The 23,057-nt window shown below is 37.0% G+C and carries 24 protein-coding genes and 2 riboswitches; of the genes, 22 read left to right on the top strand and 2 right to left on the bottom strand.

Annotated features, from left to right (window positions below; genetic code table 11):
- Positions 1–25 precede the first annotated feature (25 nt).
- The 15 genes from metE (at position 26) to B3D98_RS08760 (ending at position 14,851) form a co-directional block, all read left to right on the top strand.
- Positions 26–2,323 carry a 5-methyltetrahydropteroyltriglutamate--homocysteine S-methyltransferase gene (metE, locus tag B3D98_RS08830; RefSeq protein ID WP_288582465.1) on the top strand — a complete coding sequence of 766 codons (2,298 nt, stop codon included), beginning with the start codon at positions 26–28 and terminating at the stop codon, positions 2,321–2,323.
- Positions 2,324–2,472: 149 nt separating this feature from the next.
- Positions 2,473–2,665, top strand: a riboswitch (cobalamin riboswitch).
- Positions 2,666–2,814: 149 nt separating this feature from the next.
- Positions 2,815–4,431, top strand: a complete 1,617-nt coding sequence (nikA, locus tag B3D98_RS08825; RefSeq protein WP_288582463.1) for a nickel ABC transporter substrate-binding protein — start codon at positions 2,815–2,817, stop codon at positions 4,429–4,431.
- Positions 4,432–4,502: 71 nt separating this feature from the next.
- Entirely contained in the window at positions 4,503–5,456 is a 954-nt protein-coding gene (gene nikB / locus B3D98_RS08820) for a nickel ABC transporter permease (protein ID WP_066036743.1), read from the top strand.
- 2 nt (positions 5,457–5,458) lie between these two features.
- Complete coding sequence (locus B3D98_RS08815) at positions 5,459–6,268, top strand: ABC transporter permease subunit (RefSeq protein ID WP_066036742.1); 810 nt, start codon at positions 5,459–5,461, stop codon at positions 6,266–6,268.
- A 13-nt stretch (positions 6,269–6,281) separates the two neighbouring features.
- Positions 6,282–7,052, top strand: coding sequence for an ABC transporter ATP-binding protein (locus B3D98_RS08810; RefSeq protein ID WP_066036741.1), 771 nt, complete (start codon positions 6,282–6,284; stop codon positions 7,050–7,052).
- Positions 7,053–7,061: 9 nt separating this feature from the next.
- Entirely contained in the window at positions 7,062–7,868 is an 807-nt protein-coding gene (locus B3D98_RS08805; RefSeq protein WP_066036740.1) for an ABC transporter ATP-binding protein, read from the top strand.
- 190 nt (positions 7,869–8,058) lie between these two features.
- Complete coding sequence (locus tag B3D98_RS08800; RefSeq protein WP_004229931.1) at positions 8,059–8,424, top strand: DUF2089 domain-containing protein; 366 nt, start codon at positions 8,059–8,061, stop codon at positions 8,422–8,424.
- A gap of 12 nt (positions 8,425–8,436) precedes the next feature.
- A complete protein-coding gene (locus tag B3D98_RS08795) occupies positions 8,437–8,823 on the top strand; it encodes an SHOCT-like domain-containing protein (protein ID WP_016991732.1) in 387 nt (128 codons plus the stop codon).
- A gap of 9 nt (positions 8,824–8,832) precedes the next feature.
- Positions 8,833–9,114, top strand: a complete 282-nt coding sequence (locus B3D98_RS08790; RefSeq protein WP_048392756.1) for a hypothetical protein — start codon at positions 8,833–8,835, stop codon at positions 9,112–9,114.
- Positions 9,115–9,484: 370 nt separating this feature from the next.
- Positions 9,485–9,662, top strand: a riboswitch (cobalamin riboswitch).
- 118 nt (positions 9,663–9,780) lie between these two features.
- Positions 9,781–10,005 (top strand): glutaredoxin family protein, encoded by a 225-nt coding sequence (locus B3D98_RS08785; protein ID WP_004229925.1) that lies wholly within the window; start codon positions 9,781–9,783, stop codon positions 10,003–10,005.
- Positions 10,002–10,361, top strand: coding sequence for a class Ib ribonucleoside-diphosphate reductase assembly flavoprotein NrdI (nrdI, locus tag B3D98_RS08780; protein WP_048392755.1), 360 nt, complete (start codon positions 10,002–10,004; stop codon positions 10,359–10,361). Before B3D98_RS08785 ends, nrdI begins: the two co-directional genes overlap by 4 nt.
- Positions 10,358–12,451 carry a class 1b ribonucleoside-diphosphate reductase subunit alpha gene (gene nrdE / locus B3D98_RS08775; RefSeq protein WP_054550167.1) on the top strand — a complete coding sequence of 698 codons (2,094 nt, stop codon included), beginning with the start codon at positions 10,358–10,360 and terminating at the stop codon, positions 12,449–12,451. Before nrdI ends, nrdE begins: the two co-directional genes overlap by 4 nt.
- Positions 12,439–13,407, top strand: coding sequence for a class 1b ribonucleoside-diphosphate reductase subunit beta (gene nrdF / locus B3D98_RS08770; protein ID WP_004229921.1), 969 nt, complete (start codon positions 12,439–12,441; stop codon positions 13,405–13,407). The genes nrdE and nrdF overlap by 13 nt, the downstream gene beginning before the upstream one ends.
- Positions 13,408–13,419: 12 nt before the next feature.
- On the top strand, positions 13,420–13,857 hold the full coding sequence (gene dut, locus B3D98_RS08765) for a dUTP diphosphatase (RefSeq protein WP_048392753.1): 438 nt from the start codon (positions 13,420–13,422) through the stop codon (positions 13,855–13,857).
- Positions 13,858–14,002: 145 nt separating this feature from the next.
- Positions 14,003–14,851, top strand: a complete 849-nt coding sequence (locus B3D98_RS08760; protein WP_288582454.1) for a copper amine oxidase N-terminal domain-containing protein — start codon at positions 14,003–14,005, stop codon at positions 14,849–14,851.
- Positions 14,852–14,934: 83 nt separating this feature from the next.
- Here B3D98_RS08760 and B3D98_RS08755 read toward each other — a convergent pair whose 3' ends face one another.
- Positions 14,935–15,426: a PaaI family thioesterase gene (locus B3D98_RS08755; protein ID WP_048392750.1), complete on the bottom strand. Its 492-nt coding sequence runs from the start codon at positions 15,424–15,426 to the stop codon at positions 14,935–14,937.
- Between the two features lie 300 nt (positions 15,427–15,726).
- On the opposite strand from B3D98_RS08755, the gene B3D98_RS08750 reads away from it, so the two are divergent.
- On the top strand, positions 15,727–16,323 hold the full coding sequence (locus tag B3D98_RS08750; RefSeq protein WP_288582451.1) for a hypothetical protein: 597 nt from the start codon (positions 15,727–15,729) through the stop codon (positions 16,321–16,323).
- 111 nt (positions 16,324–16,434) lie between these two features.
- On the opposite strand, the gene B3D98_RS08745 is transcribed toward B3D98_RS08750, so the two are convergent.
- Positions 16,435–16,821, bottom strand: a complete 387-nt coding sequence (locus B3D98_RS08745; protein ID WP_054550170.1) for a hypothetical protein — start codon at positions 16,819–16,821, stop codon at positions 16,435–16,437.
- Positions 16,822–17,013: 192 nt separating this feature from the next.
- Between B3D98_RS08745 and B3D98_RS08740 the strand changes: the two genes are divergently transcribed.
- The 6 genes from B3D98_RS08740 to B3D98_RS08715 all read left to right on the top strand — a co-directional run bounded on the left by B3D98_RS08740 (position 17,014) and on the right by B3D98_RS08715 (position 22,852).
- Positions 17,014–17,508: a DinB family protein gene (locus B3D98_RS08740; protein ID WP_048392745.1), complete on the top strand. Its 495-nt coding sequence runs from the start codon at positions 17,014–17,016 to the stop codon at positions 17,506–17,508.
- 47 nt (positions 17,509–17,555) lie between these two features.
- Positions 17,556–18,110 carry a GNAT family N-acetyltransferase gene (locus B3D98_RS08735; protein ID WP_288582449.1) on the top strand — a complete coding sequence of 185 codons (555 nt, stop codon included), beginning with the start codon at positions 17,556–17,558 and terminating at the stop codon, positions 18,108–18,110.
- Positions 18,111–18,124: 14 nt separating this feature from the next.
- Positions 18,125–18,886, top strand: a complete 762-nt coding sequence (locus B3D98_RS08730; RefSeq protein WP_259950146.1) for a glycosyltransferase — start codon at positions 18,125–18,127, stop codon at positions 18,884–18,886.
- 193 nt (positions 18,887–19,079) lie between these two features.
- Complete coding sequence (locus B3D98_RS08725) at positions 19,080–20,024, top strand: serine hydrolase domain-containing protein (protein ID WP_288582447.1); 945 nt, start codon at positions 19,080–19,082, stop codon at positions 20,022–20,024.
- A 323-nt stretch (positions 20,025–20,347) separates the two neighbouring features.
- Positions 20,348–20,914: a TetR/AcrR family transcriptional regulator gene (locus B3D98_RS08720; RefSeq protein ID WP_288582591.1), complete on the top strand. Its 567-nt coding sequence runs from the start codon at positions 20,348–20,350 to the stop codon at positions 20,912–20,914.
- 57 nt (positions 20,915–20,971) lie between these two features.
- Positions 20,972–22,852, top strand: a complete 1,881-nt coding sequence (locus B3D98_RS08715; protein WP_288582445.1) for an alpha/beta fold hydrolase — start codon at positions 20,972–20,974, stop codon at positions 22,850–22,852.
- Positions 22,853–23,057 lie beyond the last annotated feature (205 nt).

Below are 23,057 nucleotides of genomic sequence, written 5' to 3'. Positions count from 1 at the left end.
TTTTCTAAAAAAGGAGCTTAAAAACATGAACTATACAAGTACATTGATCGGTTATCCCTATATAGGGGAGGAACGCGAATGGAAAAAAGCACTAGAAGCATTTTGGCGTAATGAACTTTCTGAGGAGGACTTTGAGGAAAAATTAAAGAAAATCCGTTTATCAAGAATAAACAAGCAGCTGCAACTTGGAATCGATATGGTGACAGTTGGCGACTTTACGTTTTACGATAGAATGTTAGATACAGCTTTGATGTTTGGTTTAGTTCCAAAGCGCTTTAACTGGCAAGGTGGTAAAGTCGATTTTCATACCTACTTCAGTGTAGCAAGAGGAGACAAAACAGCCGTAGCTAGTGAAATGACGAAATGGTTTAATACAAATTATCACTACATTGTTCCAGAGTATGAGGGACAAGCCTTACAACTAACAGAAAATAAAGTGTTAGCCGACTTTTTAGAGGCGAAGGAAACTTTCGGTATCATTGCGAAGCCGACACTAATTGGTCCCTATACATTTTATAAGTTAACGAAAGGCTACAACAAATTAACACAGGTTGAGTACTTATTAGCTTTATTACCACTCTATACGCAGGTATTAAAAGAATTAGTGGATGCAGGTGCCACTTGGATTCAGCTAGAAGAGCCATCCCTCGTCTTAACACTTGATCCAGCAGAGATAAAGCTGGTGAAAGAAATGTATGACCAGTTAGCCACTGCCGTTCCTGAGGCTAAAATAATGCTACAGACTTATTTCGAAGCTTTAAGTGCCTATGAAGCATTAAGTACATTGCCTGTTCAAGGATTCGGTTTGGACTTTGTTCATGGCTATAAAGGAAATATGGCGTCACTTCGTCAATTTGGTTTCCCGCAGGATAAAGTATTAGGAATAGGGGTAGTGAATGGCCGTGATATTTGGCGTTCAAACCTGGCGGAGGTCAATGCGACAATTCAAGCCATTGAACAGCTAAGTCATGCTGTTGAACTATGGATTCAACCATCAAGTAACCTACAGCACGTTCCAATCACAACCTCTCTGGAAAATGAACTTGACCCTGTTTTAAAGCAGTCTCTGGCCTTCGCAGATGAGAAAATCGTAGAAATCACGGGGCTGACTAAATATAGACGAGATAAAGATGGTTCCTTACAACATAATTTTTCAGAAAGTATGAAGGCGATTGAGGCTCTAAAAAATCATCCAATCCGCCAAAATAAGTTAATTCATCAAGCCGTTCAAACTGTGACAAAGCAAGATTTTGAACGACACAGTAATTTTACGAAGCGACAAACGATCCAACAACAAGCCTTAGGATTACCGCTGTTTCCAACAACTACAATCGGTAGCTTCCCGCAATCAGATGAAGTGAAAAGAAATCGTAATGCGTGGCGAAAGAAACAATTATCGAATGAAGCCTATGAAACATTTTTAGAAGACGAAACAAAGCGCTGGATCTCCATACAAGAGGAATTAGATATCGATGTACTTGTTCATGGTGAATTTGAGCGTACAGATATGGTCGAATATTTCGGTGAAAAGCTGACTGGCTTTGCCTTTACAGAGAAAGCGTGGGTTGTTTCATATGGATCACGCTGTGTGAAGCCTCCGATCATTTATGGAGATGTTGCATGGGCTTCACCAATTACCGTAAAAGAATCCGCCTATGCCCAAAGCCTAACGAAGCGATTTGTAAAAGGCATGCTGACAGGGCCAGTAACAATATTAAATTGGTCCTTTGTGCGAGATGATTTGTCCCGTAAAGATGTCGCTTATCAAATTGCATTAGCACTCCGTAAAGAGGTGGAAGCACTAGAAAACGCAGGTATATCAATTATTCAAGTGGACGAGCCAGCGTTAAGAGAAGGTTTACCGCTTAGAAAGGAGGAATGGGGGGCTTACTTAGAGTGGGCTGTCAATTCCTTTAAGCTTGCGACATCTAGTGTCAAAGATGAAACACAAATCCATACACATATGTGTTACTGCGAGTTTAATGATTTCATCGAACCAATTAGCGCACTAGATGCAGATGTGATTTCCATAGAAACATCACGAAGTCATGGGGAACTTATTACCTCACTACAAGTACAGCCCTATAAAAAAGGAATTGGCTTAGGCGTCTATGATATTCATAGCCCTCGTGTACCAAGCGAGGATGAAATGCTCGCTATTATGAAAGATAGTCTACAGGTGCTGGACCGTTATCAATTCTGGGTGAATCCAGATTGTGGCTTAAAAACGAGAAAAGAAGATGAAACCGTTGCAGCTTTAGCGAATATGGTTGCTGCTACTAAAACGTTGCGTCAAGCTGTACAGCAATCTACATCAAGCTAACGAAATGATTTTTAATCTACTACATCTACTCTCCAATAACGAAGACTAGGGTAAATCCCTAGTCTTTTTATGTTACGTCGATATATATATATTATCTTCAGAAAGTAAAATTGACGTGAACAGGCGAGCATGTTATGTTTATTACTAATTTCATAGCAATCATTACAAGTTTGAGTGAAATCGTCTTTCATTCAATTAAAAGGAAAATGGGTGAAAATCCCATGCTGTCCCGCAGCTGTAAATGAGGAGTTTTGTTTCAAATACCACTGAGTGAGTACTTGGGAAGGTGAAACAAAATGATGATTCATGAGCCAGAATGCCTGCTTGTAAGAAGATTCATTGATGATCTACGAAAGATAGGGAGATGGATGGAGACTTGCTCATCGTGGGTTTTTCTGTCCTTATTCTTTTTTAGAATAAGGTTTTTTTATGCCTTCTCTTCTTCAACAAGTAGATGTATTTGTACTACGAATAGAGATAGGAGACAGAAAATGAGATTGACAAAGTATTTACTTCCTTTCCTGCTTGTCCTGACGTTCAGTTTACTTGCTGGCTGTACAGGCACGGATGAAGAAAAGGAAAAGACCTCAGCAAACCAAACAGATGAAAAAATAATAACGATTGGCTGGCCATTAGATGTCGGTCCATTGAATCCTCATACATATTTACCGAATCAAATGACTGCCCAAGCAATGGTTTATGAATCCTTGGTGGAATACAATGATGATGGTACTGTTACGCCTAAGCTCGCCGAAAGCTGGGACATCTCTGAGGATAAAACTTCGTATACTTTCCATCTAAGAAAAGACGTGAAATATTCAGACGGCACTGCATTTAATGCAGATAATGTCATTCGTAACTTTGACGCCGTTTTAGCGAATCGAGACATGCATTCTTGGATGGGCATGGTTAACCACATGAAAGAGGTTGTAAAAGTAGATGATTTTACAATTCGTCTGCAATTGGATGAGCATTATTATCCAGTCTTAAACGAACTTGCCTTCGTCAGACCTTTCCGTTTTTTAGGGGATAACGGATTCCCAAAGGATGATATGACGCAAGATTCTATCAAAGCACCGATTGGAACAGGCCCTTGGGTATTAACTGAATACAAAAAGGACGAATATGCATTATTTAGTCGCAATGAAAACTATTGGGGAGAAAAACCACTAGTTGAACAAATAAAAGTAAAAATTATTCCTGACTCAGAATCTATTTCATTAGCATTTGAAAACGAAGAATTAGATTTAATTTATGGGCGTGGCATTATTAGTTTAGATAACTATACGTATTTAAAAGACAGTGGCAAATACAAAACTGCTACCTCTGAGCCTTTATCTACGAAAGCACTGCTATTCAATACACAATCTGGTCCATTATCTGAGCTAAAGGTACGTCAAGCCATTCAATATGCTATTAATAAGGAACAAATGGTCGACAGTATTACACATGGTACGGAAAAAGTAGCGAACACATTGTTCTGGGATGCGATTCCTTATGCCAATATAGATTTAGCACCTATTGTATACAATCCAGAAAAAGCCCAACAATTGCTAGATGAGGCAGGGTGGTTATTACCTAAGGGTGAAAAAATTCGTTCAAAAAACGGACAGCTGTTGTCTTTAGATTTGATTTACATTGCATCCGATGCGATTCAAAAACCAATGGCAGAATTAATGCAAGGTGAACTCGCAAAAATTGGCGTTCAGTTGAATTTAGAAGGGGCAGATGTAATGGTCGGTCTTCAAAAATTGATGGATGACCAGGTGGATATTAATTTCTGGCGTACCAATGGACCACCTACAGATCCACATAGCTTTGCAAATGAATCAGCTACACCAAATGCTAGTGGTGTGTACGAGGCGAAATTAGGCCTAGCAAACGCCAAAGAAATCGATACGAAAATTCACCAATTATTAGTAGGAACAGATGAACAGGAACGCGTGCAGCTTTACACGAATATTTTAACGATGTTTCATGACCAGGCACTCTTTTACCCTATTTCTTACGAAACAAATAATGTGATTTATCAACCATCTCTAAAGGATTTTGCACCACGTGCATCTGAATATGATATACCTTATGCACAAATGGCTAAAGAAAAATAAAAGTGGAGGAGAGAGTGTGTCTAGCAGAGACAGCTCTCTCTTTATCATAGGATTGAGTAGGAAGTGACAGCATGTATGAATCAACATGGATCTTTTGTTTAAAAAGAATTTTAACATTGCCCTTTGTCTTATTAGGCGTTTCCATCCTAACCTTTGTATTTATTCGTTTTGTTCCTGTAGAGCCTGCTGAAGTCATACTACGTTTGGCAAGGGTTGCGCCAACAGAGGAAGCCATTCAGGCATTACGTGAGGAACTGGGAACGGACAAGTCGTTTTTTCTTCAATATTTGCTATGGGGAAAGGGCGTAATCCAGCTAGATTTTGGAACATCTTTTGTTAGTAAATTACCTGTGGCACATGAACTATTCGTGAAATTACCCGCAACCATTGAATTAGCTATTGCTGCGTTTATCCTCATTTTAGGGCTAAGTATTCCATTCGGAGTAATAAGCGCATTGTATAAGCACACCATCATCGATAAAATCATACGATTCTTTAGCATATTGAGTGTGTCGATTCCAGCCTTTTGGTTAGGTTTCCTATTACTCTATTTATTTAGCTTAAAATTAGGACTCTTTCCGACAAACGGGAAGGGCACACCTGCTCATTTAGTTTTACCCGCCTTCTCACTGGCGTTACCAACAATTGGATTATTCGTTCAGCTTATCCGTTCAACCATCCTAGAAGAATTACAGCAGCAATATGTTCAATATGCACGGCTAAGAGGATTAAAAAGCTCCGTGATTCTTATCCGTCATGTTTTGCGAAATGCTGCTATTCCCTTGACTTCCTTGCTAGGCATGACCCTTGGCAATCTTTTAGGTGGAGCCGTGATTGTGGAGCAGGTTTTTAGCTGGCCCGGACTCGGCAGGTACTTAATAGAATCCATTATGAACAGGGATTATCCAGTTGTACAATGCTATGTGTTAATTATTGCGGTTATCTATGTGCTTGCCAATTTATGTACAGATATATTGCATCGTTTATTGGACCCTCATCTAATGATGAAGGGTAGGAGAGATTAAAAATGAAATTTGTACGAACAAAAAGTGGCAACTTAACAGGATTAATCAGTCTATTCCTCCTTGTCATTACTGGCTTATTAGGACTGTTTGCGCCAATTTTAATGCCACACGACCCTTTTGCTGTCGATATTGCTAAGAAATTTTCAGTCCCGTCTTGGGACTATCCATTAGGTACAGATCATTTAGGAAGGTGTATCTTGTCACGCCTTCTTTTAGGTATTCGTTATTCTTTAGGTGCAGCGCTCATCATTCAGCTAGTCGCTATTGTTTTAGCTATCCTACTGGGTGCTTTTGTAGCGTTGAAAAGAGGATTAATTGATTTTCTTTTTATTCGATTATGTGATATTTTATTAGCCTTTCCGACACTCGTACTTGCATTTGGGCTGTTAGGTATATTAGGTCCTAGCTTAAAAAATGTTTTAATAGCGCTCATTTTCACACAGCTTATTTATTATGCAAGAATGATCCGAGGTTTGTTTATTGGCATCAATGAGAAAGACTTTGTTCAAGCTGCTAGGATAACGGGCACTACAGGTATCCAATTAATTAGACGCCATTATATACCCAATCTATTGCCATCTATTGTCACGATTGTCGCATTAGATATCGGGAAGGTGATTTTAGAAATTGCAGGCTTTTCCTTTATCGGACTTGGGGTGCAGGCACCGATTCCAGAATGGGGCATGATGATCAATGAAGGAAAGCAATACATGAGACAGCATCCTGAATTAATGCTTTATCCAGGACTTGCCATCATCCTTGTTGTGTTATTGTTTAATCAATTAGCAAATCGTTTAAAAAGGCTTGACTAGGAAAGGGGAAGTTATGGAGAAAGTTTTAGAAGTGATAGACCTCACAGTCAAAATAGGGGAGAAAAATATATTAACCTCTATCAACCTGACAGCTTATAAAGGGCGAGTCCTAGGAATTATCGGGGAAAGTGGCAGTGGCAAGTCCATGCTTTGCCATGCCATCATGCAAACATTACCGTCCTTTGCCCATGTCAGCCAAGGGGAAGTACTCTATCTACAAGAAAATTTATTAAACGTTTCAGCTGCTAAATGGAGAGCTTATCGTGGCAGACATCTTTCGATGATTTTGCAAAACCCATCCGCTGCATTTGATCATATTCAAACGATTGAAAGTCATTTTCGAGAAACATTAAAAGCACACTTTAAGCTTACAAAAAAAGAAATGAGACAGATCGCCCTTGATGCTTTGAAAAAAGTTCATTTACCTCAGCCAGAGCAGCTCTTGTCCTACTATCCTTTCCAGTTAAGTGGAGGCATGCTACAGCGAGTGATGATTGCTCTGTCAATGGCGATACAGGCCTCCCTCTACATCGCAGACGAGCCTACGACTGCTCTGGATACCATCAATCAGAAACAAGTATTAACACTATTTAATCAAATTCGCTCAGAAACAGATGCTACCATACTCCTTGTCACGCATGATTTAGGTGTCATTGCTGAGCTTGCGGACGATGTGGCTGTGATGTATCAAGGAGAAATCGTTGAGCAAGCAAATGTTTTTGATTTTTTTGATGCGCCTCAGCATCCCTATACCAAGAAACTTTTACAAGCGAGAATGCTATGAGGTGATAAAATGACGCTACTAGAAGTAAAAAATATTGAGAAATACTATGCGCAAAGACCATTTCTATTCAAACGAGGACAGGAAGCCCCTGTATTAGAGAATGTGACATTTTCACTTCAGGAAGGAGAATGTCTTGGCATCGTCGGTCAAAGTGGTTCTGGAAAAAGCACATTAGGGCGCATTATTTTAGGGATTGAACGACCAACAAACGGAGAGCTGATCTTTCAAGGTGTCAATTTATACGAAGCACCCAGCAAAGAGAAAAAAATGATACGAAGAAATTTACAGGCTGTTTTTCAAAATAGTTATCATTCATTTAATCCAAAACAGACGATTTTCGAAATACTCGAAGAACCGTTTTTGAATTTCGAGCATTTTAGCAAAGCAGAGCGACAACAGAAAGTAAGGGAATTACTAGACTGTGTAGAGTTAGAGTGGGCAATGGCTCAAAACTATCCCTCACAGCTAAGTGGGGGACAGCAGCAACGAGTCAACATTGCTAGAGCTCTTGCATTAAAGCCGAAACTGATTGTTTTAGATGAGGCCATTAGTAGTCTTGATATGATTTTGCAAAAGACGATTATAGAGCTACTGCAAAGACTTCAAAAAGAGCTACAGCTTGCTTATCTATTCATTTCACATGATTTACAGGCCACACGTTTTATGTCAGATCGCATCCTTGTGATGCAGCATGGTCAGCTAGTGGAGGAGATAGGCAAGGATGGGACATATCAGCACCCCGCTTCACAAGCGTTATACAATGCAATTTTGCCATCACACCCGCGGGAAAGAAAAAAGAAGGATAGACCCAATTAAACAGAAACGCCATTTTGAGAAATTAAAAATGGCGTTTTCTTAATTTTTAAAGCAATATAGAAACAAAAATAAATAAAATTAATCAAGATATTAATTTTATTTATTTTTTAATTAAAATTATTAATTTTATTATTTACATCTTTAATTTCTTTATTATATAATCAGCTTAACTTAAAGGAAGGAGTTCACTATGGCTTATCAAGTAATCACAAATTGTCCTGTCTGCAGTAAAACATTAAAAATTACGAAGTTACAGTGTTCTCATTGTCACACGACCATTGAAAATGAGTTTGAATTGTCGAAGCTAGCATCCTTATCACAGGATCAGCTTCATTTTGTGGAAGTATTTTTAACCTGCCGAGGAAATATTAAAGAGGTTGAAAAGGAACTGGGGGTTTCGTATCCAACAGTTCGAGGCAAGCTAAATGATATTATTTCATCCCTTGGCTATGCTCAAAAGAAGAAAAATGAAGTAGATGAGAAAAAAATTGTAAGCATGCTTGAAAATGGCGAAATCACAACAGATGAAGCCATAAAGCTCTTAAAAGACGAATAGGGAGGAACGACCATGAAAGAGGAAATTACAAAAGTGTTAACGATGATTCAAGAGGGCAAAATTGATGCGGATAAAGGATCAGAGCTGATTCAAGTGCTACAACAGAAAGAAGAATCAGAGAATAAATTTGTGGAAAAAACAAAGTATTTAGATAAAACGTTAAAGGTCCGTGTTGTATCCACCGAAAATGATAATGTCACGGTAAATTTACCAATTAAACTTGTCAAAGCCGTATTGATGGCAGGACACAGCATCGCTGCAAGTATTCCGCAATCGGAAAAATACGTAAAAGATATCGACATCAATCTTCTTCTTGAAGCAATTGAAAATGAACTAGATGGACAAATTGTAGATATAAAATCAGCAAACGGGGATTCCGTTGCAGTCTTCATTGAGTAGAGGCGACGAATGATGCATGTAAAAGTGAAAGCAAAAGACGTTCGCTTTACCGTCCCTGTTCCCTATACTGTGCTAACCATTGTCCTCTCCATTTTAACTTCTAAATGGATACAGCAACAAGCCAATAAGTGGACAAAGGCATACTTCGATAAAAAGAAAATAGACTTTACCTTTCCGCTCATCGACAAAGAAATGCTAAAGCCGATTATCAAGGAACTACAAAATTATAAAGGACTTGTGCTAGTCGATGTCAAAGCTCAGGACGGGACTGAGGTTAAAGTTAGACTATAATCCCAATGATAGAATGGTAAGGGCATGTTATGATAAAAGCATGCTCTTTATTAATGTAATGAGCATCATTTGAAATGGGTAAGAGATGATCATTATTTCAGGACTTACGATAGAGACAACTATTTTTCAATGGTACATAAAATAGAAGATTTCTTTAAACTCAAATTAGAATTCTAGATCCATTTTAATAGAAAATCACGTACATCGTTAAAAATAGATTTTTGATTTGGGTATAAGTGATTAGTGGTAATCTATTTGGAACTACATAATTAAAAATACTGAATAATCCAAAAATAAAGAAGTTTAGAATCTTGATTTACTTTTCATTTGAAGGATGGTACACTTAAAACTATTGAACAACAACTATATATTGTGTTCGTTTTACAAAGGTACTACTACATGTAGTTTAAAAGGGAAGTTCGGTACAATTCCGACGCTGTCCCCGCAACTGTGAAGCTGACGATGATTGCAACCACTGTGCATTTGCATGGGAAGGGAATCAGAGAATGAAGCAAAGCCAGGAGACCTGCCTTTATAAAACAAATTTATCATTTCTTCGGGGATTAAGAGATGGGAACGTCAGTATTTTTGGTATGTTAACGTTTCCATTTAGCCTATCTCTCTAGAGGAGATAGGCTTTTTTATTTTATGAAAAGAGGGATTTCTATGAAACTTTATACGAAAACAATTTGTCCAAAATGCCTATGGGTAAAATCTGAACTACAACGTGCAGGACTTGAAGCTGAAATTGTTAACATCGATCACGATGAACAAGCAAAGCAAACGATTATTGACGCAGGTTTTTTAAGTGTGCCTGTTTTAGAGATGAATGAAACTTTCATAGGAGATGTTCAGGAAATTGTTTCTCAAATTGAGTTGATTGCCCTATGATTGTTTACGCGAGTCGTACAGGTAATGTCCGAAATGTTGTATCCAAATTAAAGGCAGAATGTATCGAGCTCTCGGAAGAATTGCGATTGAACAAGCCATATCTCTTAATTACCTACACAGATGGTTTAGGTGACATTCCAGCAAAGGTACAACGTTTCTTAGAAAAAAACAGGGATTTTTGTAAAGGAGTAGTTGCCAGTGGGAATAGTAACTTCGGTCATCATGTATTTGGCGCTGCTGGTGAGAAAATCGCTGCTACCTATCATGTACCCTTAGTAAGGAAATTAGATTTACGAGGTAATCAAACGGATTACGAAGCAATACAAACGTTTTATGAAACGAGGGTAATGAGATGAAAACCTATTTAAAGCTTAATAATGACGTACTGAATCGTTATAGTACAACTGGATTACTGGAGTTAGAAAAGGACCGCGAAGCTACGCGCCGCTACTTTTTAGAGTATGTTAACGTACGTTTGCGTTATTTTATAGATATTGAAGAAAAAATCCGCTATTTAGTTGATGAGGGCTACTATGAGAAAGCATTTATCGACATGTACGAAATGGAATTTATTAAGAAGCTGTACAAGAAAGCCTATGATTATAATTTCCGCTTTCCATCCTTTATGAGCGCAAGCAAATTTTACGATAGCTATGCTATGAAAAGTCGTGATGGGGAAGAAATCTTAGAAAAGTATGAGGATCGTATTGTCATTATTGCTTTGTATTTAGCTCAAGGCAACACGGCTCTAGCAGAACGCTCTGTCGAAGCAATGATGGAAGCCTATCAGCCTGCAACACCAACTGCTTTAAATAGTGGTAAGAAAGCACGTGGTGAATTAGTCAGCTGCTTTAAATTATCAATGGATGACTCCATGAATAGTATTGCTGAAAATATTGGCTATTGTTTAGAGCTATCACGCCTTGGTGGTGGAGTTGGGGTCAACTTAACAGATTTACGTCCATTAGGTGATCCAATTAAAGAGATATTAAATCGTGCAAGTGGTGTCATCCCAGTAGCGAAACTGTTAGAAAATTCTTTCAGTTATTCTAATCAGTTAGGGCAACGAAATGGCTCAGGTGTTGTCTATCTAAATATTTTCCATGCAGACATAGAAAATTTCATTTCATCAAAAAAACCAAATGCTGATGATAAAATTCGCCTCGCTACCCTTTCAACAGGGATTATTATACCTAGTATTTTCTTCGAACTGATGAAACGTGATAAGGATATTGTTTTGTTTAGCCCATACGATATTTTTAAAGAATATGGCAAACGTATGTCTGAAATTTCTATTTCAGACATGTACTACGAGCTACTTGATAACCCTAAAATTCGTAAAATTAAACGTTTAAATGCACGTAAGCTTTACACAGAGGTGAAAAAAGCACAATTTGAATCAGGCTATCCGTTTGAAATCTTTGATGATAATGTCAATAAGGTACATCCTTTAAAAAATATTGGACGTGTCAAAATGTCCAATTTATGTACAGAAATCTTACAAGTACAAGAGACAAGTATCATTACGGACCAGGATCAACCAAATGACTATGGATTAGATGTATCGTGTAACTTAGGTTCCATCGATATCCATGCAGCAAGTAAAGTCAATGATTTCGGCGCATTAGTCGATACAGCCATGCACCTATTAACGAATGTATCGCAAATGACACACATTAAGAATGTTCCGTCTGTTGCAAAAGCCAATCAATTAATGCATTCTGTAGGGCTTGGCTGTATGAACCTCCATGGGCATCTCGTGACAGAAGGCATCCTGTACGGCTCAAAAGATTCCATTGATTTCATGGATCACTTTATGGAAGCGATGAACTATTATTCTCTGAAATCTTCGATGGAAATGGCGAAAGAAAAAGCTGCAACCTTCTACCGATTTGAGGACAGTGATTATGCATCAGGTAGCTATTTTGACCAATATATCAATAAAACTGAAGAAGAACTATCGCCTGCTGTGTTGAAGGCGCTTGGCAATATTCCAATCATCACAAACAAGATGTGGGAAACGTTAAAGCAGGATGTAATGCAGTACGGTCTATTCCATTCCTATCGTTTGGCTATTGCCCCAACTGGTAGTATTTCATATATTCGTAGCTGTACGGCTTCAATCGCACCATGTACAGAGCGCGTAGAGGTTCGTGATTACGCCGATAGTAGAACCATTTATCCAATGCCTCATTTAACAAATGACAATAGTCATTTATATGTGGAGGCGTATGATGTAAATCCGTATGATTTAATTGATTTATATGCAGCTTCTCAAAAGCACGTTGACCAAGGTATTTCCATGACGCTTTATGTAACGGACAATTGGACAACCGAACAATTGGCTAAAGTATACATTTATGCGTGGATAAAGGGCATTAAGTCTGTTTACTATGTTCGTCAACGATTACAAAGCTTAGAGGAGTGTGTAGCATGTCAAATATAATTTATGAGGCAGTCAATTGGAATAAGGCAACAAGTGAGCTTGCCCAAATATTTTGGGACCAGCAATGGAAGCAAATTTGGTTTCCAGAAGAAATTGCGGTCAGTAAAGATATTAAACAATGGAAAAGCTTTGAGCATCAGGACACATATAAAAAAGTATTTGCAGGATTAACCTTACTGGATACTGTACAAACAAATATCGGGATGAATCGTGTTGCTGCTTATACAGACGATTTACAGGAAAAGGCTGTCCTAACCGTTTTTGATGCATTCGAGGCGATACATGCCAAGTCCTATTCTTATATTTTCACAACGCTTTGTACAAACGAAGAAATCGACGAGCTATTTGAATGGGTCAAGAAAAATGAATTTCTACAGTATAAAGCCAATAAAATAGCAGACATTTATAATAGTATTGAAGAAGGCAATCCAGAGAGCTTATGGAAAGCGATGTTTTCATCCGTTATGCTTGAATCTTTCCTGTTTTATTCTGGCTTTTTCTATCCACTATACTTAGGAGGACAAGGCTTCCTACGAAACAGTGCCGAGATTATTTCACTCATCTTGCGCGATGAATCTATCCATGGGGTAGCAGTTGGATTTTTTGCTCAAAATTTATTCAAGCAATTTTCAAAGGAAAAGCAAGAAGAGCTACATTTATGGGGCTATGAGCTATTATTAGATTTATATCAAAATGAAATGAAGTATACAGATGATATTTATGCGGAAACAGGATTATCACCTGAAGTGCGAGCATATGTACGTTATAATGCTAATAAAGCTTTAATGAATGTCGGCTTTGAAGCCATGTTCCCAGAAGAGGAAGTCAATCCAATTGTGATGAATGGTATTCGTAATGAAGGCTCCACATATGATTTCTTTTCACAAAAGGGTGCTACCTATGCCAAGGCAAAAGTTGCGCCGATCACAGATGACACATTCAATTTTAATCGTTAAGGATGAAGAACAATGAATCTAGAAGTAAAAATTAAAAAAGTTCACGCTGATGCCATGCTACCGATACAAGCCAACCCTGGTGATGCAGGCATGGACCTCTATTCCATAGAAGCAGTAGAAATCCCAGCAGGCGTAGCCAAACTCATTAAGACAGGTATTCAGATTGAGTTACCTAAGGGAACGGAAGCCCAAATTCGACCAAGAAGTGGACTAGCATTAAAGCATAGTGTAACCGTACTGAATAGCCCAGGCACTATAGATGAAGGCTATAGAGGCGAAATCGGTGTTATTTTAATCAACCATGGTCAAGAACCGTTTATCGTAGAAAAATCAATGCGCATTGCTCAAATGGTTATACAATTTGTTCCTTCTATTCAATTAGTGGAAGTAGATGAATTATCTCAAACGGTCCGTGGAGAATCTGGATTTGGTGCAAGTGGTACGAAATAGCGTACCTATATATAAACCGCATAAAGTTTACTTAAAAATCCTGCGAAAATGCAGGATTTTTTTGTTATCGTAGCTCATAGCAGAAGGAAATAATAGGGTTCATATGGAATGAAGTAATGATAGCGAAGTAAAGGAGCTAATAATCATGAAAAAAATATGTTCAGGTATTTTCCTTATGTTGATTGTCATTCTTACATCGATCACAACTGCTACAGCAGCTAGTAGTCAACTAAAAGTGGACGGTATGACAGTACAAACGGATGTGAAGCCCGAAATAAAAAACAATCGAACAATGGTACCTTTACGCGTGATTAGTGAAAATTTAGGGGCTAAGGTGCATTGGTCGGATGGGCAAGTAATACTGACCCAAAGTGAGATGAAAGTCAGTTTAAAGTTAAACAGTAGTAAAGCCACAGTAAATGGAAAAACGGTATTATTGGATGCAAAGCCATACTTAAAGAATGGACGCACCATTGTACCATTACGTTTTCTAGCAGAAACCTTTGGCTGTAAAGTTCAATACGATCATTTAACGATCTCAATCGATACAGAGCCATTGATGATTAAGGGTGTTGAAGTGAAAGCATTACTTCATGAATACCACATGACAATGGGGGGAGTAGTCGAGCAAATCAATGGCAATGCCTATATGGAAGAAATGCACCGTATATTTACTAAAAATATGGGCAAGAAGATAAAACAGCCTAACGACTACACCTGGTCTGTCCATAGCACCGTAATTGGGGGCTATTATAAAATGGGCCAATATGATTTCTTGAACAAGGAAGGTAGTAGCATAGCACGTTATGATCTCTATTCGTTGGTGCAATCTTCAGATAAACCTTTGACTGGACAGCCAGACGTGTTGATTTATGATGCCACTGTTGACAAATGGTATGAGTTTAACAAAACAGCCAGTGACTCTATTTATTCGTTAATGGAAACTGCCACGAGAAATGGCTTTGTGACAGTTATTAGTAATACAGTTCCTTGATTATATAATCCATTAAAAACGCAGTAGAAGAGCACATCTATAAATAAGATGTGCTCTTCTTATTTTAGTGAGGATAAAAAATGCTAATCATTTTTATTTAGAAAAGTACTAGGCATGACTACAAGAACTACTGTTCCACGAGCACAAAGCGTATCCTGCGCGTAAACTTCAGTTTCTACTTTCCATTTTTTCGGGTGAATTTCCTCAACAGTGCCAATTGCCTTTAATGGAACATGTTGGGGTGTTGGCTTTAGGAAATCTACATTAAGGTTAGCCGTTACAAATCGAGGTGGCTCCGCTCCATCACCAATTTCATGTCCATTTTTACGATGCAAGGCAAGCGCTGCCGACCCTGTTCCATGGCAATCAATTAATGAAGCAATTAAACCACCATAGATAAATCCTGGAATACCCATATATTTTGATTCAGGTGTATAGATTGTAATCGTCTTATCACCATGCCACCCCGTGCGAAGATGATGACCATCATCATTCAAACGGCCACACCCATAACACCAAGCGATATCATCTGGATAAATATCTTGAATTGCTTTTTCTACTTTTAATTCTTCCATTCTTCTCTCCCCAATACTCTAGTATTATTTGTTTCTAATCGAACGTTAATCATTTAAGTATAATTAATCATTTCCATTCCATCAATAAAAATCTAAATATTCCATCTATTTAAACTATGTAAGAAAGCACTACCATAAAGTTGGACAAATTTTATTAGTGACAGATGGGGAGGGCTGGTATCAGAAAGTAGGAAAAGCTGCATAGCTTGTAAAACGCTGGCGTGGTGCAACAATAGAAAGGTGGTATACTATGATCGTTGCATTGCTGTGCTGAAGAAGGAATTAAAGGAGTCAAAAGGTATGTCATTAGAAAATATAATCGATTGTATTTGCAAGGAAGCAACTAATAAAGACAGTAAAAAATTAGAAGAATTACTAGAGCAATTGTATGATTATGAAAGTGCTAAAATACTTGATATTTACCCTTATCAGATAAAAAGTAATGAAAAATATAGTCAAGTTGAAGTATTCTTCGATAAATTAGAGATGGTCGATTTCCAACAAAAAACGCAGGATTATCATTCGTACCAGAAAAGCCTTGAAAAATTCGAGAGATTTTTTGAATTGATGTGGTTAAAATCATCTGAATTTTATGCATTTTATTATTTACCAGATCCTTTATATAAGGATCAATTGTATTATAAAGTCTACGAGAATGAGTGGGGTAAAATTATACCTAAAGATCTTACAGAAGGAACTTTTGTAAACATTGATGAATACACAATGTTAAATTCACTAATAAAATTAGCTGTTTCGGACCATCTCCATTTACATTTTATTTTACCTGAGGAGAATATTGTATTTAGTGGGAATGGCTTAGCCTTTTTAATTTACAGCCAACATAATCTTGAGTTATTAGAAAAGATCGCTAATACGGAGGGGCTCTATATCCGTTGAAAAAGTGAGAGAACATTCCCAGCAACATGAAGCTAGATAATATGAAACATACCCTAAAAAAATAGCAACAATCTATGTTTCTTACAGATCGTTGCTACAATTATTTAAAAATCATTTATTCTGCTCTCGATAATTAATGGCCTCTTTAAATTCATCGGTAGCTAGGATATTGTAGAACATATTTTTACTGTTTACGTTTGCTATTGTCCCAGTGATTGTATTATCAATCCATAGATAGTATTCATCATCGTTTAGTTTGATCTTATACTGCGGAGCAATTTCGTTATCGACCTCACCGAATTCTCTAGCTTTTTTAAATGTTTTTTCTATAATTTTAATATCTTTCGCATCGGAGATTTGTTGTAAAGTATCGGGTTGCACTTCATCGAAATTAATTAATTCTTGAATTTCTATCACCTCCGATGCTTCTTTCTGATCGTTACAAGCAACTAACGCTAAGGAACAAATCATTAACAACAAAAATGTTCTTATTTTCACCTTGTCTCCACCCCTTTTTGTTCAATCTAGTATATTCCCTTATGAACATTTCTTCAAACTGCAAAACCCTCGAAGTATTTACATATTCTAACAGTCTAAAAAAGGTTTAACCATAGCATAAAAACTTATTTGAGAGCTTTCCCCTTGAATGGAATTTATAGTATGCTGATTAAAAGGGAGGAGAGGGATTTTATGGTTAAACAATTGATTGTTGGGGATACAACACAGGAATTGGCTTCTACTCGTCGCATGCTGGAACGCTTGCCCGACGAGCATATGACATGGAGGCCACATGAGAAATCAATGACACTAGGAGGTCTGGCCACGCACCTAATCAATCTGCTAAACTGGCAAATGGCTATTTTACAGTACTTAGACTTTGATCTTTCCACCGTTCCGTTACGACGAGAGGCATTAGAAAAGCGAGCTGACATTCTGGATGAGTTCGATACAAACGTAAGAAAACTGGAAATGATGCTTACTGAATGTGATGAGAAAACGCTTGGAGAGGAATGGACACTACGTCATGGTGACCATATTATTCGCCAAGAGCCTCGAGCAATTGCGTTCCGCACCTTCGGATTAAGCCACATGGTCCATCATCGGGCGCAACTTGGGGTATACTTGCGACTTCTCGATATTCCAGTACCAGGCATCTACGGCCCCTCTGCAGACGAAGAAGCCTAGTAAACTACTTCCATGAATCGCTATTTAGAAAGGTATGAGGTGTTCGATTGACTAAGATAATGACGAAAACAGAACGATTAATTATTCGATTAATGGAAGAGGGAAATTACTCTTCTTGGCTTACGCAATATGAAAATCGTTTACCTTCCCAGCATAAATACGATGAAGGTAAATTAGATATGAGCATCTGTACGAAAGAATGGTTTCGTGATTTAGTTACTAAGCATCATCAGATGGCTGAGGATGATAAGGTGTATGTATTTGGAGTATTTAGAAAAACAGATAATACGCATATTGGGTTTGTAGACTTTTCCACAATTATGAGGGAAGAATTTCAATGGGCTAGGTTCGGGTATACCATTCATAACCATTTTTGGAGAAAAGGTTATGGTAAAGAGGCTGTAAAGGCAGCGATTGATCTAGCTTTTGAAAAATTAAATTATCATCGAATAGAAGCTCATATAAACCTCGACAATACGGCATCTATAAAATTAGCAGAAAATGTTGGGATGCTTTATGAATGCACGAGGAAAGGATTCATATACGAGGACAACAAGTGGACTGATCAGCTGGTTTATTTTATAAATGCAGAAGACATTTAAAAGGGAGGAGCTGTATGTACGACATGGAGAACTCTTTAGAAGTGCAAAAGAAAGAGGATATAAAAATTTCAATAGTCATACCAGCCCATAATGAAGAAAAATACATTGGAAAATGCTTAGAATCTATTTTAAAGGCTTCCAAATCCTTTGAAAATCAAGTAGAGATTATTGTTGTTTTAAATCGCTGTACAGATAGAACAGAGGAAATTGCAAAATCGTATAATTGTATCCTACTAAAAAATAGCGATAAGAACCTTTCGAAGATTAGGAACGCTGGCGTTGATATAGCAAGAGGGGAAATCATCGTCACAATTGATGCCGATACACAGATGAACGAACATGTGTTATCGAAGGCAGTGGAGAACTTAAGCACAGGTAAGTACATTGGCGGGGGCGTTACAGGAAAGTTTGAAAGAATGTCCTTAGGAATTTTTGTTTCAGCTTTGTTGTTAATCGGACCAATATTTTTAAAATATGGTGCAATTTCTGTAGGCATCTTTTGGTGCTACAAAAAAGATTTTCAAGCAATTAATGGATTTAATGAAAATATGCTCATGGCAGAAGATGCCGATTTTGCTAAACGATTAAAAGATTGGGGAAAAAAGAACGAAAAAAAATACGGAACAATTCAAAATGGAATGATCACTTCAAGCAGAAAATTTGACAAGCATGGAGACTGGGTTTTACTTAAACGTCCTAAAATGATCCTAGCATACCTTAAAGGTACAGATCAGAAACATGCGAATGAAGCATATTATGAAAATGAAGATAGATAAAAAGAAACCGTAACGTTAATCGAACAAGGATTAACGTTTTTTTGTTATCATACTAGCTGGAAAAAAGAAAAGAATTGAATAATTTTTTATAATAAATTATTCTTTATTACATCAATATTGATGATTCATTTTAGCGAAAGGATGGGGATTGATATAGCTGACGTCAATGTGTCAAACCCTAACAAACAGAATGATGAATAACTTGGAAGATTTAATAGAAAAAGAGTATTCCAATATAGCAGGCATCGCTATTAGAAAAGATAATCATTTAATTTACGAAAAATATTTTGATGGGTACACCCAAGATGATGCTTTGCATATAGCATCTGTCACTAAAAGTATCATCTCTATTCTTATTGGAATGGCAATTGATAAAGGATATATGAAAAATATAGAACAGCATGTGTTAGATTTTTTTCCAAATTATATAGTGAAACGTGGCGAAAAAACCATTCAAAACATCACCATAGCAAATTTGTTGTCAATGACTGCACCCTATAAATACAAGTCAGAGCCTTATACGAAAGTATATTCAAGTGTTGATTGGGTAAAAGCTGCATTGGATTTACTAGGGGGCAAAGGTAGTATTGGGGTGTTTAACTATTCTACCGTTGGCACACATATTTTATCAGGTGTTCTTACAACTGCCACTGGTCAATCTGTTCTTGATTTCGCTACAGAAAACTTGTTTAAACCTCTTTCAATCAAAGCTCCCACAAATACAACTATACAAAATAAAGAAGACTATTTCGCTTTTCTGAAGGATAAATATGTCACTGGCTGGATAGTAGATCCTAAGGAAGTAAATACCGCTGGTTGGGGACTTACGTTAACAACCCGAGATATGGGCAAAATAGGTCAGCTCTATTTAAATGGGGGTGTATGGAACGGTCGCCAAATTCTTTCTTCTCAATGGATAGAGGACAGCACTAAAGTACAAAGTCGATCAGGAAAGCTGACCTATGGTTATTTGTGGTGGATACTTGATGATTGCTATGCAGCTTTGGGTGATGGGGGAAATGTAATATTCATAAATCCTCAAAAGAAGATGGTCATTTCGATTGCTTCGCGCTTTATGCCACGTGCCAAGGATCGTGTTGAATTGATTAGAAAGCATATAATACCATTGTTTGAATAACAGCTAGGGATAATAAACAATTATGTTAAATACACTCCATTTTGATCATCATCAATCAAAATGGAGTTTTTATATTGAATGAAGGGTATTAATGAATCAATTTTGTCAATCATCCTTAATGGGCATAAAAGCAAAATAACACAAGTGAATAATTACAAGCCATCCAAAACAGTTTTGGGGATCCGTTCAATTTTGTTCAAAATGACATTTTTAAAATCAATTAAAGTTTCGCATTTTTAATCAAAATTTTTTTAAACTAACAAAAATACTTGCAACACCCATTGTAGTACTGTATAGTACTAATTATGACAAAGGTAAAATTAATGAATCAAAAACGTGTAATTGAAGTAGCTGCAACATTATTTTTAGAAAAAGGGTTTGCTTATACAAGCATGGATGAATTAGTTCGTGTAAGCAAAGTTTCAAAGTCTAATGTATATTATCACTTCTCTAATAAGGAAGAATTGTTGGAGGGGGTCGTTGATTATTGGATTGAAATGTATCAATCTGCAATAGATGACTTACTATCTCAAAACCAATTATTAGTTGAAGATCGTATCAAACTGTTTTTAAAGCAAATAACACAAGGAGTTCAGACGAGAGAATATAAGGGGAGCTGTCCATTTATTACGCTTTATATTCAAAGTCCTACAAATGCCACAAAAGTAAAAGAAAAAATAGGTCTTTTTTTTAAAGGCTTACAAACGAAAGTTTCTCTATTCCTTAAACAAGGGGTAGAGAATGGTGAATTTAGAAAGACAATAAATATTGACGAGGTTGCATCTCTTTTTATTACAAATCTTGAAGGAGCGCTATTTATTTCAGAAACACTGGAGGATGCAACTGTAATCATGAAAACAGCAGATCATTTGTTTAACTTGCTTCGGTAAAAGAAGCATTTTTTTTACATCAAATTAGTACTAAACAGTACTACTAGGAGGATTTTTATGAGAACAGTATTTTTAACGGGTGGAACAGGTTTTATTGGAAAGCAATTAGTGAAGGAATTAGCCAAAGAGGATGTGAACATTCTTCTTTTAGTGAGGTCGAAAAGTAAAGCAACACAGATTTTTCAGGAAAGAGACATCTTAAAAGAGGAAAATATGCACTTTATTGAAGGTGATTTAACGAAAATAGACTTAGGTCTAAGTGCTGAAGATAAGGAGTTGGTATTGAAAACGGATGTGATTATTCACGCAGGAGGCTCCATGGATATTCAAGCGACAAACAAAGAGGCAACTTCTGTATTTTTGAATGGCGCCAAACATATTAGTGAATTCGCTAAAAGTATTCATCAATTGAAGGGCTTGCAGCAATTTATTCATGTTGTAGGTTACATGAGTCCCTTCGATGATAATAATAGCAAGGTTGCGATAGATGTATTTAAAGAAGGAAACAAATTTTTAAAAATAAAAAATCCATATGAGAAAACAAAATTTTTAGCTGATCTTTATATCCGTCAACAGGCATCAGCAGTAGGTTATCCGCTGTCTGTCATTAATCCGCCAACTGTGGTTGGTAGTAGTAAAACAGGGAGTACAGAGCAGATAGCAGGATTAGGTTTGCTTGTGACAAGTATGCGAAGAGGGCTCATGCCAGTGATTCCGGGAGGTAAGGGATATAGGTTGCCACTGATTTCAAACGATGAGTTTGCGAAGTTTATTGTGCAGGTTTTCAAATTGGAGCAGCCGGCTATTCAAACATATACACTTGTTGATGACAAAGAGAACGATCCGAACATTGCTGAATTATTAAGTGTTATGTCGGAAAGTATGAATATGAGGGCACCAAAAATCTCTGTTCCAATGCCGCTTATGAAAACAATAATGAAAAGTGGAGTAAGTAAAATAACAAACATTCCTTCTGATGGACTGAATTTTATCACAAAACGAACATTTTCAAATGGTTCGGTGAAAAACATGAGGGGGGGAGATTGGTTTAAGAAGATGAGTGTCATGAACTTTTTCCCTGCCGTAGTAGCTGATCTGGATTATCGATTGATGTATCAAAATGGTGAACATCATCATTTATTTGAGCGAACATTATGCGATAACAATACCCTTTACCAATTACACGGAGAAGGAAAACCGTTTATTTTATTACATGGTTTATTGAGTGATGGGGAGGATTTATTTCCTTTAGCGCATGAGCTTCATGAAAAAACGGGTCAACCTGTATGGATCTTGGATCTTCCAGGTTTGGGACGTTCTCCTTTTAAACGCGAGAAAAATCTTTTAAATATCTATTTGAATGTATTAAAAAAGTTATTGGAGAAAGCTACTAACGGCGCCCATCTAATTGGCCATTCATTTGGTGCGTATATTCTTTTGGAAGCATTAGTACAAAAGTACATAGATAAGAAGTATACAATTACTTTACTTCAGCCACCTATTACTAAAATAAATGCTAAATCGATATATGTTCCTCAATTTAAGAACAAATGGACATTGAAATTGGCAACTACTAATTTGATAGAGCGATATTTATTAAGTAATGGTTTATTTGAAAGTATAGAGAGCATCCCTGAACATTATATTGAAAAACTAAGTAAAAGTTTTACTTCTCCTAGAATTTTAAATACTACGGTTCAGCTTAATAGTTTACTATCGAAAAACGTTCAAGGTGATTTCAATGAAGTAACAAAGTATAATCTTCACATTATTTGGGGGGATTCTGACAGAGGCTATTCTGCTCCTTCACATCTGGGTAAGGTTGATTTTGTTCCATATGGTCATCATTTTCCTCTTAGCCATCCGAGTGAAACGGCTAATTTGGTCATAAAAAACAGTAATGAATTTGCAAAAGAAGCTGAGATCTTGCTTCGGTAAAACTACTATTTAGTGTCCTTTCTACAGGTAGCAGTGAAAATTACTGATATATTACAGCTGAAAAAGTATATACCTAACCAGTTGTCGAAATTTATTTGACGACTGGTTATTTAGTATTATTCTTCAGAATTAAGGAATCAAGAAGAACGAATTTAATAAAAGGAAACTTGATGCAGTATATTGTTTTATTTAAAGAAAATTCTTT

It is taken from the genome of Lysinibacillus sp. UBA5994, from assembly GCF_002429725.1.
Taxonomy (GTDB): domain Bacteria; phylum Bacillota; class Bacilli; order Bacillales_A; family Planococcaceae; genus Lysinibacillus; species Lysinibacillus capsici.
Note: the sequence above shows the minus strand (reverse complement) of the source record. Positions and strands in the feature narration are given on the sequence as shown.